Raw genomic sequence first — 14,600 nt, 5'->3', positions numbered from 1 at the left:
CGCTTCTCGGAGCAGCCAAACTTTCGGTTGATATCAATTCGGTAATGGCCCGAGCCTTACCTCCGGTGACAAAAATAGGCCTGCCCTTTTACCACCCCTATACCGCAGACTGTGACCCGTGGGTGCATCGGTGCTGCCAAGTGGACCGCCGTCGGTAGATCAGGTGGCGGATCTCGTCGCGAGAGGAAAGGAGCGCGGCAGCGTCACCGTCGACGACGTGGCCGCCGCGCTCGACCGCTCCGAGTTGCCGGCCGACGCGTTGGAGCGTGTCGTGCGGATGCTCGCCGAAAAGGGCGTGGAGGTGCTCGAGCCGCAAGGCGACGAGGACACCGTCCGGCCCGATGAGGAGGATGTCGGCAAGCGGGCGCCGACCAGTGACCTCGTCCGCATCTACCTGCGGGAGATCGGCCGCGTGCCGCTCCTGACGGCCGAGGAGGAGGTGGAGCTGGCCAAGGCGATCGAGGCGGGGCTGTTCGCCGAGGACAAGCTGTGCGACATCGGCATGCGGCTGGCCAAACCCGAGTTCGAGGAGCTCGTCTGGGAGGGCGTGCGGGCCAAGCAGCGCCTGATCGAGGCCAACCTGCGGCTCGTGGTGTCGATCGCCAAACGCTATGTCGGGCGCGGAATGCTCTTCCTCGATCTCATCCAGGAGGGCAACCTGGGGCTGATCCGCGCGGTCGAGAAATTCGACTACACCAAGGGATATAAGTTCTCGACCTACGCCACGTGGTGGATTCGCCAGGCGATCACCCGGGCGATCGCCGACCAGGCGCGGACGATTCGAATTCCCGTGCACATGGTCGAGACGATCAACAAGCTGGTGCGCGTGCAGCGTCAGCTCCACCAGGATCTCGGCCGGGAGCCCGCTCCCGAGGAGGTCGCGCTGGAGATGGACCTGCCCGTGGACCGCGTGGTGGAGATCCAGCGCATCGCGCAGGAGCCCGTGTCGCTCCAGTCGCCGATCGGCGAGGAGGACTCCGACCTCGGCGACTTCATCGAGGACGCCGACGCGGTGGTGCCGATCGAGGCCGCGGCCTTCATCATGCTGCAGGACCAGCTCGACGACATCCTGGCCACCCTCTCCGACCGTGAGCAGCGCATCATCCAGCTCCGCTTCGGGCTGTCCGACGGGCACCCGAGGACGCTGGAGGAGGTCGGCAGGGAGTTCGGGGTGACGCGCGAGCGCATCCGCCAGATCGAGTCCAAGACGCTGGCCAAGCTGCGCCACCCGACGCGGGCCCAGATGCTGCGCGACTACCTCGACTGAGACGTGCCGCGCCCGTCCAGGGCCGGCAGGCCATAGGCCCTGGACGGGCGCGGGCCACCAGCGCGAGGTCCGACGCGAACGAGGAGGGAGGCAAGGCAGGGACGGCACCTAAACCGTTCTCCGAGGGGCGGTCACGGCCGGCACGACACGATCACGGCCGCGAAGCGAAGACCGACCCGGAAGCGCGCCCACGCCGCAAGGCGCGGCGGGCTCCTCCCCAGGATTGCGGACTCCTGCCGACGATCCGATGGACGCGCGGTCCGCGCTCGACGACGACACCGCGCTCGAGCAGGCCGCACTCGACGTGCTTGACGCGAATTGGACGGGTTCGGCCACCGTCCCCTCGATGGGGCGCTATCCCCACCAGTGGAGCTGGGACTCCGCGTTCGTGGCGATAGGGCTCGCCCGCCGCAGATGGTCCCGAGCCTGCGCGGAGCTGCTGAACCTGTTCTCCGCCCAGTGGAGCACCGGCATGCTGCCGCACATCGTCTTCGACCGGGCCCACCAGGAGGCCTACTATCCGGGGCCGTCGATGTGGCGGTCCGGCGAGTGCGCCGCCGCGCCGCGCGGGGTGCCCACCTCGGGTCTCACCCAGCCGCCGCTCCAGGCCTGCGCCGTGTGGTGGATCTGGCGGTACGCCGCCGACCGGGACGCGGCGCTCGGCTTCGTCCGCAGGGCCTGGCCCGCCCTGGTGGCCCAGCACGACTATCTGGCCTCCGCCCGCGACATCGGCGGCGACGGCCTGGCGGCGATCGTCCACCCCTGGGAGTCCGGCCTGGACGACAGCCCCTCCTGGGACGCCCCGCTGGCCGCGCTGCCCATGGTGCGCTACGCCTGCGGGCCGGAGGAGTGGCACTCCGGCAGCCGGCAGGACCGCTATGTCTGGCTGGCCCTGCGCTACCGCGACTCCGGGTACGGCGCGGGCTACCTGCGCGACGAGCATCCCTTCGCCGTCGAGGACCCGATGTTCAACGGGATCTGGCTGGCCTCCTGCACGGCGCTGGCCAACCTCGCCGACGCCATCGGGACCGACCGCAAGCCGTTCGACGAGGCCGCCGAGCGGATCCGCGGCGGACTGCTGGAGCGCCTGTGGGAGGACGGCTTCTACGCGCGCGACCTGCGCGCCGGTGGGCTCATCCCCGTGCGCACGATCGGCGGGTTCGGCCCGATGCTGGACCCCGGCATGCCCGCGACGATCGTCGGCACGCTGATCGAGCTTCTGGAGTCGTCCTTCCTCGGCCCGAGCGGCTACCCCGTGCCGAGCTGCGAGGTGCGGGCGCTGGAGTTCGACCGCGAGAGGTACTGGCGCGGGCCGTCCTGGGTGAACACCAACTGGCTGCTGCGCCAGGCCGCGGCCGAGCACGGGCTGGGCGCCCTGGAGAGGCTGCTGGCGGCCGGCACTCTGCGCCTGGTGCGCCAGGCGGGCTTTCGCGAATGCTTCGACCCCTTCGACGGCATGGGGCGCGGCTGCCGCGACTTCTCCTGGTCCGCCGCCCTCACCCTCGACCTGCTGGCCGGGTGACCGCCCTCGGCCGGCCTGCGGGTAGTTTGCACCCATGCGATTTCCCTGGGCCGCAAGGAGCCTCCCTCCGGAGGCCGGAGTGACGCTGGAGGCGGGCGAGCGGGTGCTCGTCCACGCGCGGACCCCGGACGGCGGGTTCGTCGTCGCCACCGACCGCGCGCTGCGCCTGCCGGCCGGCGTGGTGATGCCCTGGTACCGCATCGACCGGGCGTTGTGGGACGAGCAAGGGCTGCTGGTCGTCGGCACCGACGGCGCCCGGCGGCGGGTCGAGCTGCCCGACCCGGGGCGCCTGCCCGAGGCCGTACGCGAGCGGGTGACCTCCTCGATCCTGGTCAACCGGCATGTGCGCCTGGGCGACCGCGGGGGAGTGCGCCTGGTGGCCCGCCGGGTGCCCGGCCAGGAGACGGCCGACTGGGAGTTCGTCTTCGACGCGGGCCTGGACCCCGCGGACCCAGGCCTGCGAGCCGCCGCCGAACAGGCTTTGGAACAACTGCGCCGCAACCTCGGCGTCTGACGGCCGCGCGGCCCCGCCGGTCGCATACGGAGACGGCCCGTACGCGGGGGTGCACGCGGGCCGTCTCCGTACGCGCGCCGGTCAGGTGACGCGGTCCATCTCGTTGTCGGGCCAGCCGGTGCCGGTGTCGTCCCTGACGGCGCTCCAGCCGTTCCTGTGCAGGAAAGGCACCCGGTCGCCGAGGACGTCGCCCAGCTTGTGCTTGGTCACCTCGGCCGCCTTGGACGCCTGTGCTCCCGCCACGCCCGCGGCCTGCTGCACCATGGGGTTGTCGGCGACGCGCTGCGCCAGCCGCCTGATCTGCTCGTACCGCTCTCGCCCGGCCTTGCTGCCGAGGACGTACCCGATGGCCAGGCCTACGGCGAACGTGAATCGATATCGCATCTTCTACCTCCCGCGTGCCGCTGGCATCCCCCGCTCAGAGCTCCCCTACCCCGGCTGCGGACGGTTATGGTCCCCGCGGGCGGAAGGTTGCGCCGAATGGCGGGCCGGCCGCAGGCAGGCGGGCGGCGCGGGCTTCCACGAGGGGCGGCGCGGCCGGTTCCAGGGGAGCCACGACCCGTTCAGAGGGAGGCTGCCCGGCCCCGTTCAGAGGGAGCCGTCCGGCCCCTTCGGGGGGAGTCGCCGGGCCCGTTCGGGGGGAGGACGGGGCTCCGCGGGGGCCGGGAAGATCTGGGTGCGACACGCACCCCCCGGAATGCGCTAATCTAGTTCCGCGCCGCAAGGAAGGGCCCAACGCCCAGCCGGCGGGGCGCAAACGATCCCGTGTAGCTCAATCGGCAGAGCAGCCGGCTGTTAACCGGCAGGTTATAGGTTCGAGTCCTATCGCGGGAGCCACCGCACAGCCCCAGGGGAGTTCCCCTGGGGCTGTCGCCGTTCTTGGACACCAACCCGTCTGCGATATGACGGGACAATTCCCAGTCGATGGCCGAAGATGTGGGTCTGCCGCACTTCGTGCCGCTGTGCCGCCGTGCCGACGCCCAGAGTGACCGCGTCCGCCCGTCGCCCGCGCCACGGGGCACGGCTGCCGCGGACCCATGCCGATCGCAGCGGGGAAGGCCGCCGCGCCCAGGGCGTCAGAGCTCCCGGAAGGCTGTGACACCCATGTGAATGATGTGGCGGTTGTCCCGTGTTGGGCTGGCTGAGGTCTCGACTTCCGGTAAGGTCTGCTGTCGCGGCGCGTCAAGGAGCTCGTCAGATCTCCGCGCCGTCCCCTGAAGAGGGTGACGCCTGCGCGCCTCCCCCTTCGCAGGAGGATGTCCCACTGTCTCCTCCCGGACGGAGTGGAATCCCCGTGTCGACCCATGAACGAGATCAAGCCCGCGGGCCCGCCCGGCACGCCCTGCCGGTGGCGCTTCCCCTCCACCGGCCCGGCGGCGGCGACGGCCTCGTCGATCCGGGTGAGGCCGAGAAGTTCCTGCGGCTGTTCCACGCCGAGAACCCTTCCGCGGGCCCGTTCTGGCCCCGGATGCACCAGGTGCTGGCCGAGATCGACGCGTGGGGCACCTACACCCACACCCCCGATGAACTGGTCTACGGGGCGCGCGTGGCCTGGCGCAACAGCGGCCGGTGCATCGGCAGGCTGTACTGGCAGTCGCTCCGGGTGCGCGACCGCCGCTCCATCGACTCCGCGGAGGGGGTGGCGGTGGAGTCGGTCGGCCACCTGCGCGAGGCCACCGGGACGGGGCGCATCCGCCCCACGATCACCGTCTTCGCCCAGGACAGGCCGGACCGCCCCGGGCCGAGGATCTGGAACGAGCAGCTCATCCGGTACGCGGGCTACCGAGGGCCGGACGGGACGCCGCTGGCCGGCGACGCGCGCAACGCCGACCTCACCCGCACGGCCCGCCGCCTCGGATGGCCGGGCGGCCCCGGCACCGACTTCGACGTGCTTCCCCTGGTCATCGAGGCGGGCGGCCGGCCGCCTCTGCTGGCCACCGTCCCGGCGGACGCGATCTTGGAGGTGGAGCTCGTCCATCCCGTCTACGCGTGGTTCGCCGAGCTGGAGCTCCGCTGGCACGCCGTTCCCGCGATCTCCAACATGTGCCTGGAGATCGGCGGCGTCTGCTACCCGTGCGCGCCGTTCAACGGCTGGTACATGGGCACCGAGATCGGCGCCCGCAACCTGGCCGACACCGACCGCTACAACCTGCTGGAGGTCGTCGCGCGGCGGCTCGGCCTGAACACCTCCAGCGACCGAACGCTCTGGAAGGACCAGGCGCTGGTCGAGCTGAACGTCGCCGTGCTGTACTCCTTCGAGCGGGCGGGCGTCACGATCACCGACCACCACACCGAGTCGCGCCGGTTCATCTCCCATCTGGAGCGCGAGGAGCGGTCAGGGCGCGTCTGCCCGGCCGACTGGTCGTGGATCGTCCCGCCCCTGTCCGGCTCGCTCACGCCGGTCTTCCACCGCTACTACGACGACGTGCAGCTCTCGCCGGCGTTCGTCCACCACCCCCGGAAGAGCGAGTACGAAGGGTGACCGGCACGACCGGGTCCGGCAGACTGGTGCAGAACGTTGTTCTGTACCGGTCTCCGCTGGAGGTTCCATGTCCGATCTGGTGCTGTCCTCGCTGGACGAAGGCGTGCTGACGCTCACCTTCAACCGGCCCGACAGGCTGAACGCGTGGACCGACGCCATGGGCAGGCGCTACTTCGACCTGCTGGAGGAGGCCGAGCGCGACCCCGGCGTCCGGGTCGTCGTGGTCACCGGCGCGGGCAGGGGCTTCTGCGCCGGGGCGGACTTCCAGACGCTCAAGGCCCTTCAGGAAGGCTCGTACGACGTCGAGCCCGACGAACGCCCCGCCACCCATCCGACGACCATCGGCAAGCCCGTCATCGCGGCCGTGAACGGCGCCTGCGCGGGGCTCGGCCTGGTGCACGCGGTGGTGTGCGACCTGGTGTTCACGGCCGCCGAGGCCAAGTGGACCACCGCCTTCGCCCGGCGCGGCCTGGTCGCCGAGTACGGCCTGGCGTGGATCCTGCCCCGGCTCATCGGGCAGGCCAGGGCGATGGACATCCTGCTGTCCGGCCGCACGTTCACCGGCGTCGAGGCCGGCGAGCTGGGCCTGGCCAACCGGGTGGCGCCGGGGGAGCGGCTGCTGGAGGAGACCCTCGCCTACGCGCGCGAGCTGGCGGCGCACAGCTCGCCCGCCTCGATGGCCGTGATCAAGCGGCAGGTCTGGGGCGACTGGCAGCGGTCGCTGGAGGAGTCGCGGACCGAGGCCGTGCGGCTCATGATGGAATCCTTCGCCCGCCCGGACTTCGCCGAGGGCGTCGCCGGCTTCCTGGAGCGCCGCCCTCCGGCCTTTCCCCCGTTCGCCGGCCACCTCCCGGCATGATCCGCGCCCTCCCGCATGATCCGCGACCGCGCCCGGGCCGTTTCCCGAGGCGGCGGCCCACGGTCACTCGGCGCCTTTCCCGCAGGTCGAAGACAGGCCTTCTGCGCCGCCGGTTTCCGACGCAGTTGTCCAGGGGTCTGCGTTGGCCATCACGGGCGGCATGGTGTTGAATGGGATCGGTTGTAGTAGAGGTTCGTTAACGTGTAGCAGCGCCTGCGGAGTTCTAACAGCGGGCGTTCCACCGTGCGAAGCCAAAGTGTTTCAAGGGGCGGTCGGTCGCTAAACAACCCGAGTGTCCACGCCGTGGACACTCGTAGATCGTCTCATGAGGAGATCAGTTACATGGCTCAGGGAACCGTCAAGTGGTTCAACGCCGAAAAGGGCTTCGGTTTCATCGCTCCCGATGACGGCAGCGCGGACGTCTTCGTGCACTACTCCGCGATCGACGCCTCGGGTTACCGCAGCCTCGAAGAGAACCAGCGCGTGGACTACCAGACGACTCGCGGCCCGAAGGGCCCGCAGGCGGAGCAGGTTCGCCCGCTCTAAGCAGCGCAGCCGCAAGGCTCATGTGAGGGCGGCCTGCCGCCTTCACCCTAAGGACGCTCAAAGGGGCGGTTTTGCTCCACCGCGAACCGCCCTCGCGTCCGCCGATTGGAGGTCCGTCTATGGACCTGTCCGTAACCGTCTCGGCCGATGCGATCGTGTGCCGCGTCAGCGGGGACGTCGACATCGCGTCATCCTCCGCCCTCCGGGAGCGGCTCGTCGGCCTGCTCCGGCTGCCGAACCCCCGGCTCGTCGTCGAGTTGTCGCAGGTCTCCTTCATGGACGCCAGCGGGGTCGCGGCGCTCTTGGCCGCCCGGCGGCGATCGCTGCTCCTGGGCGGCGAACTACGGCTCGCGGAGCCCTCGTCGCCCGTGCGGCGCGTCCTTGAGGCCAGCGGCCTCGGCTCGCGGTTCGAACCCGAGCCGAAGCGAGGGCCATGGCCGCTGACCGACCACCGGGCCGAAACCGCCCCCGCCGCACCCCATTAGCCCGTCAGGCTGGCCCGTCGGACGGCCCGGTCCGCTGACGCCTGCCGTCAGCGGGCGCGGCGACTACTGGAGGCGACGGGCGCCGGGGGCGAGGGAGGCGGGGAAGAACCGCGGAGCGGCCCAGCCGTGCTGCTCGTACGCCTTGGCCACCTCGTCGCGCACCCGATCGGCCCGGTCGTCGGCCACCAGGGCGATCGCCGACCCGCCGAACCCGCCGCCGGTCATGCGGGCGCCCCGCGCGCCGCCGCGCACGGCCGCCTCGACCGCGACGTCCAGCTCGGGGGAGGACACCTCGTACTGGTCGCGCAGCGAGAGGTGCGAGGCGTTGAGCAGGGAGCCGATCTCGCGCACGGCGCCCGCCCGCAGCAGGCCGATCAGCGCCTCCACCCGGTGGTTCTCGGTGACGACGTGCTGGACGCGTTTGCGCTCGTCCCCCTGGAGGAGCGACAGGGCGGCGGCCAGGTCGGTGACGTCACGCAAAGACTTGACGCCGAGGTGGGCGGCGGCGCTCTCGCAGTCGCGGCGGCGGCGCGCGTACTGCCCGTCGGCCAGTTCGTGGTGCGCGCCGGTGTCGATGATCAGGATCTGCAGGCCCTCGGAGGCGAGGTCGAGCGGGACGCTGCGCGTCGCGAGGCTGCGGCAGTCCATGAACAGGACGTGGCCCTCCTCGCTGAGGGCGGACGCCGCCTGGTCCATGATGCCGCAGGGCATGCCGACGAAGTCGTTCTCGGCCTTCTGCGCGAGCAGGGCGAGGTCGAGCCTGGCCAGGCCGAGCCCGTGCAGGTCGTCCAGGGCCATGGCGACCGCGACCTCCAGCGCGGCGCTGGAGGACAGCCCCGCGCCCTGCGGCACGTCGCCGTCGATCACCAGGTCGGCGCCGCGCACGCCGTGGCCGGCCTGCCGCAGCGCCCAGAAGACCCCGACGACGTAGCGCGCCCAGCCCTTGGCCTGGTCGAGGTCGGTGATCACCAGAGGCCGCGGCCCCTCGCCGCCGGTCGCGGAGGCGTCTTGCAGGGACAGCAGCCTGATGGTGTCGTCGTCGCGCGGGGAGACGGCGGCGGTGACCCCCCAGGGCACCGCGAACGGCAGCACGAAGCCGTCGTTGTAGTCGGTGTGCTCTCCGATCAGGTTGACCCGCCCGGGAGCGTGCCAGACACGCTCGGGCTCACGGTCGTACGCGGCGCGGAAGGCATCGACAGCACGCATGACGCGCATCTCCTCATGTTCGAAGGACCGTCGGTAGCCTACCGAGCCCGCCCCACCGCTCGGCGCGTGCCAAGCTGGCCCTGTGGACGACGGCGAGCAGGGCGTCTGGCGGCTGCCGACTCCGATCGAGGAGATCCGCGACGAGCGGCTCGGCGGCGTGCGCCTGTTCGTCAAACGGGACGACCTGCTTCACCCTGAGCTGCCGGGCAACAAGTGGCGCAAGCTCAAGTACAACCTCGCCGAGGCCGCGCGCCAGGAGAAGCGCACGCTGCTGACGTTCGGCGGCGCCTACTCCAACCACATCCGGGCCACCGCCGCCGCCGGGCGCCGGTTCGGGTTCGCGACCGTCGGGGTGATCCGCGGCGAGGAGCACCTGCCGCTCAACCCCACGCTCGCGCGCGCCGCGGCCTGGGGGATGCGGCTCACCTACCTCGACCGCACCGCCTACCGGGCCAAGCACACCCCTGCGGTGATCTCCCGGCTGCGCGACGAGTGGGGCGACGTCTACCTGCTTCCCGAGGGCGGCAGCAACGCCTTGGCCGTCAAGGGCTGCGCCGAGCTGTCCGCCGAGATCGACGCCCAGCTCGCCGCCGACGTGGTCTGCTGCGCCTGCGGCACCGGCGGCACGCTGGCCGGCATCGCCTCCGGCCTTCTCCGGGGGCGGCGCGCCATCGGCTTCCCGGTGCTCAAGGGCGGTGAATACCTGGCGGGCGAGGTGGAGCGGCTGCAGCGCGAGGCGTTCGGCGCGCCGTCCAGCAACTGGAGCCTCGAATGCGGCTTCCACTTCGGTGGGTACGCGAAGAGCACCGCCGAGCTGGAGGCGTTCGTCGAGGACTTCGCGGCGCGGCACGGCCTGCTGCTCGACCGTGTCTATATCGCGAAGATGATGTACGGCGTCTTCGAGCTGGCCGGGCGCGGGGCGTTCGAGGCCGGGACGCGCGTCGTCGCGGTGGTCACCGGCGGCCCCGAACCGGCGGCGCCCCCTGTCCGATTTGAGTCCATTGACAAGGTTTGACCATACGATTTGCAAGCCCGTGTAAGACTGTGCAAGTTACCGGCGTTTCGATAGTGGCCTATTCCATCAAAGAGTCAAAAGAACGCAAGCGACTTGCAGGAATTCGCCCTATGATTGCGCCGTGACACGGCGACTTGCGGAAGTGGCGAAAAAGGTCGGCGTCAGCGAGGCCACGGTGAGCCGGGTGCTCAACGGCAAGCCCGGGGTCGCCGAGGCGACCCGCGCGGCGGTGCTGACCGCGCTCGACGTGCTCGGCTACGAACGTCCGACCCAGTTGCGCGGTGAACGGGCGCGCCTGGTCGGCCTGGTGCTCCCCGAGCTCGGCAACCCGATCTTCCCCGCCCTGGCCGAGGTGGTCGGCGGCGCGCTCGCCCAGCAGGGCTTCACCCCCGTCCTGTGCACCCGCACCGCGGGCGGGCTGTCGGAGTCCGACTACGTCGAGATGCTGCTGGAGCAGCAGGTGTCGGGGGTCGTGTTCGCGGGCGGCCACTACGCCGAGGCCGACGCGCCCCACGAGCACTATTTCCGGCTGCTCGAACTGCGGCTGCCCGTCGTGCTGGTCAACGCGGCCACCGACAGCCTGGACTTCCCTCGCGTGTCCACCGACGACGCCGTCGCGGTGGAGCAGGCGTTCGGCCACCTGGCCTCCCTCGGGCACGAGCGCATCGGGCTGGTGCTCGGCCCCGAGGACCACATCCCCTCGCGGCGCAAGCTCGAGGCGTTCACCGCGTCGGCGCGCCGGGCGGGCGTCGAGGCCGGTCCCGAGTCGGTGGAGCACACCCTGTTCTCCCCCGAGGGCGGGCAGGCCGTGGTCACCCGGCTGCTCAAGCGGGGCATCACCGGCCTGATCTGCGCCAGCGACCCGCTGGCCCTCGGCGCCATCCGGGCCGTGCGGCGGGTGGGCATGTCGGTGCCCGAGGACGTCTCGGTGGTCGGCTTCGACGACTCGGCCTTCATGAACTGCACCAACCCGCCCCTGACCACGGTCCGCCAGCCGATCGAGGCCATGGGCAGGACCGCGGTCACCCTGCTGGTCAGCCAGATCGAGGGGGCGGCGGTCACCGCCGATGAGCTGCTGTACGAGCCCGAGCTGGTCGTCCGCGGGTCGACCGGGCCGGTCAGGGTTCGTTCCGGCGCGTTTGTGGAGTAGGGTCCCGGATTCGGGCCCCTCGGTGCCGTCCGGGAGACGGGGAGCCACCTCAGAGCACGCGGGACCCCTCGGCGGACCCGGCTGGGAGCCACAGAACGAAAGGCAGGTCGGCCAATGTCGCCCGATCGTCGGATTCTTTTCGTCCATGCCCATCCTGACGACGAGTCGATCGGCACCGGCGCCACGATGGCCAGGTACGCGGCCGAAGGCGCCCACGTCTGCCTGGTCACCTGCACCCTCGGCGAGGAGGGCGAGGTGATCCCGGCCGAGCTGCGCCACCTGGCCGCCGACCGCGACGACCGGCTCGGCGAGCACCGGGTGGGGGAGCTGGCGCGGGCGTGCGCGGCGCTGGGCGTGCGCGACCACCGCTTCCTCGGCGGGGCGGGCCGCTGGCGCGACTCGGGCATGATGGGCGCGCCCACCAACGACGATCCCGACTGCTTCTGGCAGTGCGACGTGGACCTCGCGGCGGCCGAGCTGGTCGGCGTCGTCCGCGAGGTGCGGCCGCAGGTGATCGTGACCTACGACGCCAACGGCTACTACGGCCACCCCGACCACATCCAGGCGCACCGGGTGGCGTGGCGGGCGTTCGAGAAGGCCGCCGACCCGGCCTTCGGCGAGGGCGAGCCGTGGACGCCGTCGCGGTTCTACGCCACCGCGACGCCGCTGTCGGTACTGGAGCAGGCGGTGGACGCCGGGCCGTTCGGGCGGCTGAAGTCGGTGGGGGACTTCGGGTTCGGCGTCCCCGACGAGCAGGTCACCACGCGCGTCGACGCGAGCGGCCACCATGAGGCCAAGACCGCGGCGCTGCGCGCCCACCGCACCCAGATCACCGTGGACGGCGGCTACTTCGCCCTGTCCAACGACATCGGCCAGCCGGTGTTCTCCGTGGAGTACTACACCCGCCTGGCCGGCGCCGCGGGCCCCGCCGGCGACGACGGCTACGAGACCGACCTGTTCGGCTGACCCGTCCGCGCACGCCCGGCACCGGCGCCGGGCCTTAGCCGAGCCTTCAGGCCGGGCCGTCGAGGATGGCGGCGGCCACGGTGTCGACGTACCAGCGCTGGTACCGCTCCGGCGGCCAGCCGCGTTGCCGGACGAGCCAGTCGTAGTTGTGGACGTCCATGGCCAGCCAGAGGACGTCGGCGGCGCTGCCGATGTCGTGGTCGGACCGCAGGCCGCCGGTGGCGGCGAGATCGGCGGCGAACATCTCCATGCCGCGCCGCCGGTCGTCGAGGTTCTTGCGCCAGACGGCGGCGGCGCCGGCGTCGGCGGTCGCGGCGCCGGCCAGCGCGAGCATCACCTCCACCTGCCTGGCGTGGGTCTCGGTGAGATGGCGGGCGTAGCGGGTGAGCATGGCCCGGGGGTCGGACAGGGCGCGGATCTCGGCGACGAAGGGCCGGTCGGGCAGGCTGCGCCGCTCGTCGTCGCCCGCGATGGTGACGTCGATCAGCTCGGACAGCAGCCGGCTCTTGCCGCCGAACGCCGCGTACACCGTCTGGACGGCGACCCCGGCCTCGGCCGCGACGGCCGTCAGCGGGGTGGCGGCATAGCCGGGGTCGACGAACAGCCTGCCCGCGGCCTCCAGGATCGCCTGGCGGGTCTGGCGGGCCTGATCCTGCCTGCGCGCCGACTGATACCGCCTCTTGACAGCCATACTCGGAGTGTAGTGCTCTATTAGATAGAGTCTGGCTCTATCAAAAAGGGGTGGGTGCGGTGCCGTTCGGAGTGCTTCAGGAGATGCCCGGCGTCAGCGAGGAGGAGTACCTGCAGGTGGAGAAGCACCTGGGCCCGGATCGTCCCCCCGGTCTGCTCGCGCACGTCGCCGGTCCGGCCGAGGGCGGGTGGCGGATCATCAACATCTGGGAGAGCGAGGAGGCGTTCCGCCGATTCCAGTCGGAGCGGCTGATCCGCGCCGCCGGCCTGGCCGCGCAGGACGAGGGCTTCGATCCCGGCAAGGCCGCCGCGTTCCGTTCGGTGACCGTCGACGGCGCCGAGATGCCGTTCTGATGCCCGGCACCGGCACCCTGCGGGCCCGCAACCACGCTTTCTGGACACAGGCCGCGCCCGGCTGGTCCCGTCACGCCGACCGGCAGGACGAGGCCGGCCGCCCGTTGGGCGCGGCGGCGATGGACTGGCTGCGGCCGAAGCCCGGGGAGCGGATCCTCGACGTGGGCTGCGGCTGCGGTGGCACCACGGCCGAGCTGGCGGCGGCGGCAGGGCCGGGCGGCGAAGCGGTCGGGGTGGATCTGGCCGAGCCGATGGTGGCCGCCGCCAGGCGGCGGTTCCCGCGCGAACGCCACCCCGGCCTGCGGTTCGTCACGGCCGACATCGAGACGGCCGAGACCGTGACGGGCGCCCCGTTCGACGCGGCGTTCTCGCGCATGGCGCTGATGTCGCTGGCCGACCCGGTCGCAGGGTGCACGACGATCCGGCGTTCGCTGCGCCGGGGAGGCCGTCTGGCCGCGACCGTGTTCCGGGACGGCGGCGCCAATCCGTGGCTGCCCGCGGCCACGCTCGGCGCCGCGCCCCATGTCGGGCCGCTGCCGCCGCTGCCGATGGGCGACGAGCCGGGTCCGTTCGCGTTCGCCGACCCCGGCAGGGTGAAGCGCATCCTGACCGCCGCCGGCTTCGACGCCGTCACGGTCCAGCCGTACGACGTCACCATGGACGCCCCCGACGAGGGCGAGGTGGTGGCCGAGTGGCTCATCGAGATGGGCCCGGCGGGCGCGGCCTACCGCGCCAGTGCGCCACAGGGCCGGGCCGCGGCACGCGCGGGGGCGGCCCGGCTGTTCGAACGGTTCCGCGAGCCGGGCGCCGGCTACCGGTTCCCCGCCGGGGTGTGGCTGATCACCGCGGCGACCCCGTCATGATCGCCGCCGTTCGTACGGCGGCCGGTCAGGCGCCGATCCGCGGGAGCGGCGCGCGCCGGCGTCAGGTGCCGTCGTGACCGGCCTCGCGGCGCGAAGGGGCGGCGGGCCAGTGCTGGAGCAGGAAGTGCAGGGCCTCCAGCGCCCGGTCCCATGACTCCTGCACGTCGCGGGAGTGGCTGAACCCGCCGTTGGCCTCCAGGGTGATGTAGCCGTGGAAGGTGCTGCGCAGCAGGCGGCCCGCGTCGGTCAGGTCGGGCTCGGCCAGCCGGTACGCGCGCAGCATCCCGTAGGTCAGTTCGATGGTGCGCGCGTAGGCGTCGGAGGCGGCCAGGACGGAGGGGTCCAGCGTGATCTGGGTCGCCGCGTAACGCCCCGGATGGGCCAGCGCGTACTGCCGGTAGGCGTTGGCGAACGCGGCCAGGGCGTCCTGCCCGGCCCGGCCCGCGACCGCCGCGGCGATGCGGTCGGCCAGCTCGCCCGCGGCCAGCAGCGCGACGCGCTCCCGCAGGTCTTTCAGGTTCTTGACGTGCGAATACAGGCTCGCGTCCTTGACGCCGAAGCTCCGCGCCAGCGCGGACACGGTGATGTTCTCGAAACCGGCGGCGTCCGCCAGGTCGGCGGCGGCCTCGGTCACCCGCTCGGCCGTCAGCCCCGCACGAGCCATCGTCATCTCACTTTCCT

16 protein-coding genes and 1 tRNA gene are annotated in these 14,600 nt (G+C 71.9%); 13 read left to right on the top strand and 4 right to left on the bottom strand.

What is annotated here, in order from left to right:
• Positions 1–163: 163 nt before the first annotated feature.
• From rpoD to ACFO60_RS00660, 3 genes are all read left to right on the top strand, one after another.
• A complete protein-coding gene (gene rpoD / locus ACFO60_RS00670; protein ID WP_380835646.1) occupies positions 164–1,267 on the top strand; it encodes an RNA polymerase sigma factor RpoD in 1,104 nt (367 codons plus the stop codon).
• Between the two features lie 247 nt (positions 1,268–1,514).
• On the top strand, positions 1,515–2,789 hold the full coding sequence (locus ACFO60_RS00665; protein WP_380835645.1) for an amylo-alpha-1,6-glucosidase: 1,275 nt from the start codon (positions 1,515–1,517) through the stop codon (positions 2,787–2,789).
• A 34-nt stretch (positions 2,790–2,823) separates the two neighbouring features.
• The gene (locus tag ACFO60_RS00660) at positions 2,824–3,303 is read left to right on the top strand and encodes a hypothetical protein (protein WP_380835643.1); all 480 of its coding nucleotides are present in this window, start codon (positions 2,824–2,826) and stop codon (positions 3,301–3,303) included.
• Positions 3,304–3,384: 81 nt separating this feature from the next.
• Here ACFO60_RS00660 and ACFO60_RS00655 read toward each other — a convergent pair whose 3' ends face one another.
• Positions 3,385–3,687: a YtxH domain-containing protein gene (locus ACFO60_RS00655; protein ID WP_380835641.1), complete on the bottom strand. Its 303-nt coding sequence runs from the start codon at positions 3,685–3,687 to the stop codon at positions 3,385–3,387.
• A gap of 377 nt (positions 3,688–4,064) precedes the next feature.
• Here ACFO60_RS00655 and ACFO60_RS00650 point away from each other — a divergent pair.
• The 5 genes from ACFO60_RS00650 (at position 4,065) to ACFO60_RS00630 (ending at position 7,675) form a co-directional block, all read left to right on the top strand.
• Positions 4,065–4,140, top strand: a tRNA-Asn gene (locus ACFO60_RS00650).
• A 457-nt stretch (positions 4,141–4,597) separates the two neighbouring features.
• Positions 4,598–5,785 carry a nitric oxide synthase oxygenase gene (locus ACFO60_RS00645; protein WP_380835639.1) on the top strand — a complete coding sequence of 396 codons (1,188 nt, stop codon included), beginning with the start codon at positions 4,598–4,600 and terminating at the stop codon, positions 5,783–5,785.
• 67 nt (positions 5,786–5,852) lie between these two features.
• Positions 5,853–6,644 carry an enoyl-CoA hydratase-related protein gene (locus ACFO60_RS00640; protein ID WP_380835637.1) on the top strand — a complete coding sequence of 264 codons (792 nt, stop codon included), beginning with the start codon at positions 5,853–5,855 and terminating at the stop codon, positions 6,642–6,644.
• A 342-nt stretch (positions 6,645–6,986) separates the two neighbouring features.
• Complete coding sequence (locus ACFO60_RS00635; RefSeq protein WP_380835635.1) at positions 6,987–7,190, top strand: cold-shock protein; 204 nt, start codon at positions 6,987–6,989, stop codon at positions 7,188–7,190.
• Positions 7,191–7,309: 119 nt separating this feature from the next.
• A complete protein-coding gene (locus ACFO60_RS00630; RefSeq protein ID WP_380835633.1) occupies positions 7,310–7,675 on the top strand; it encodes an STAS domain-containing protein in 366 nt (121 codons plus the stop codon).
• A gap of 63 nt (positions 7,676–7,738) precedes the next feature.
• Here ACFO60_RS00630 and galK read toward each other — a convergent pair whose 3' ends face one another.
• Entirely contained in the window at positions 7,739–8,881 is a 1,143-nt protein-coding gene (gene galK, locus ACFO60_RS00625) for a galactokinase (RefSeq protein ID WP_380835631.1), read from the bottom strand.
• An 82-nt stretch (positions 8,882–8,963) separates the two neighbouring features.
• Between galK and ACFO60_RS00620 the strand changes: the two genes are divergently transcribed.
• The 3 genes from ACFO60_RS00620 (at position 8,964) to mshB (ending at position 12,012) form a co-directional block, all read left to right on the top strand.
• A complete protein-coding gene (locus ACFO60_RS00620; RefSeq protein ID WP_380835630.1) occupies positions 8,964–9,896 on the top strand; it encodes a 1-aminocyclopropane-1-carboxylate deaminase/D-cysteine desulfhydrase in 933 nt (310 codons plus the stop codon).
• Between the two features lie 121 nt (positions 9,897–10,017).
• The gene (locus ACFO60_RS00615; protein ID WP_380835628.1) at positions 10,018–11,046 is read left to right on the top strand and encodes a LacI family DNA-binding transcriptional regulator; all 1,029 of its coding nucleotides are present in this window, start codon (positions 10,018–10,020) and stop codon (positions 11,044–11,046) included.
• A 114-nt stretch (positions 11,047–11,160) separates the two neighbouring features.
• Positions 11,161–12,012, top strand: coding sequence for an N-acetyl-1-D-myo-inositol-2-amino-2-deoxy-alpha-D-glucopyranoside deacetylase (gene mshB / locus ACFO60_RS00610; protein ID WP_380835626.1), 852 nt, complete (start codon positions 11,161–11,163; stop codon positions 12,010–12,012).
• 46 nt (positions 12,013–12,058) lie between these two features.
• Here mshB and ACFO60_RS00605 read toward each other — a convergent pair whose 3' ends face one another.
• Positions 12,059–12,703, bottom strand: a complete 645-nt coding sequence (locus ACFO60_RS00605) for a TetR/AcrR family transcriptional regulator (RefSeq protein WP_380835624.1) — start codon at positions 12,701–12,703, stop codon at positions 12,059–12,061.
• Positions 12,704–12,762: 59 nt separating this feature from the next.
• Between ACFO60_RS00605 and ACFO60_RS00600 the strand changes: the two genes are divergently transcribed.
• The gene (locus ACFO60_RS00600) at positions 12,763–13,056 is read left to right on the top strand and encodes a hypothetical protein (RefSeq protein ID WP_380835623.1); all 294 of its coding nucleotides are present in this window, start codon (positions 12,763–12,765) and stop codon (positions 13,054–13,056) included.
• Positions 13,056–13,919 carry a class I SAM-dependent methyltransferase gene (locus ACFO60_RS00595; protein ID WP_380835622.1) on the top strand — a complete coding sequence of 288 codons (864 nt, stop codon included), beginning with the start codon at positions 13,056–13,058 and terminating at the stop codon, positions 13,917–13,919. Before ACFO60_RS00600 ends, ACFO60_RS00595 begins: the two co-directional genes overlap by 1 nt.
• Positions 13,920–13,980: 61 nt before the next feature.
• On the opposite strand, the gene ACFO60_RS00590 is transcribed toward ACFO60_RS00595, so the two are convergent.
• On the bottom strand, positions 13,981–14,583 hold the full coding sequence (locus tag ACFO60_RS00590) for a TetR/AcrR family transcriptional regulator (RefSeq protein ID WP_380836414.1): 603 nt from the start codon (positions 14,581–14,583) through the stop codon (positions 13,981–13,983).
• Between the last annotated feature and the right edge of the window lie 17 nt (positions 14,584–14,600).

Source organism: Sphaerisporangium dianthi, assembly GCF_042654065.1.
In the GTDB taxonomy this organism is placed as follows: Bacteria; Actinomycetota; Actinomycetes; order Streptosporangiales; family Streptosporangiaceae; genus Sphaerisporangium; species Sphaerisporangium dianthi.
This window is presented reverse-complemented; position numbering and strand designations above follow the sequence as displayed.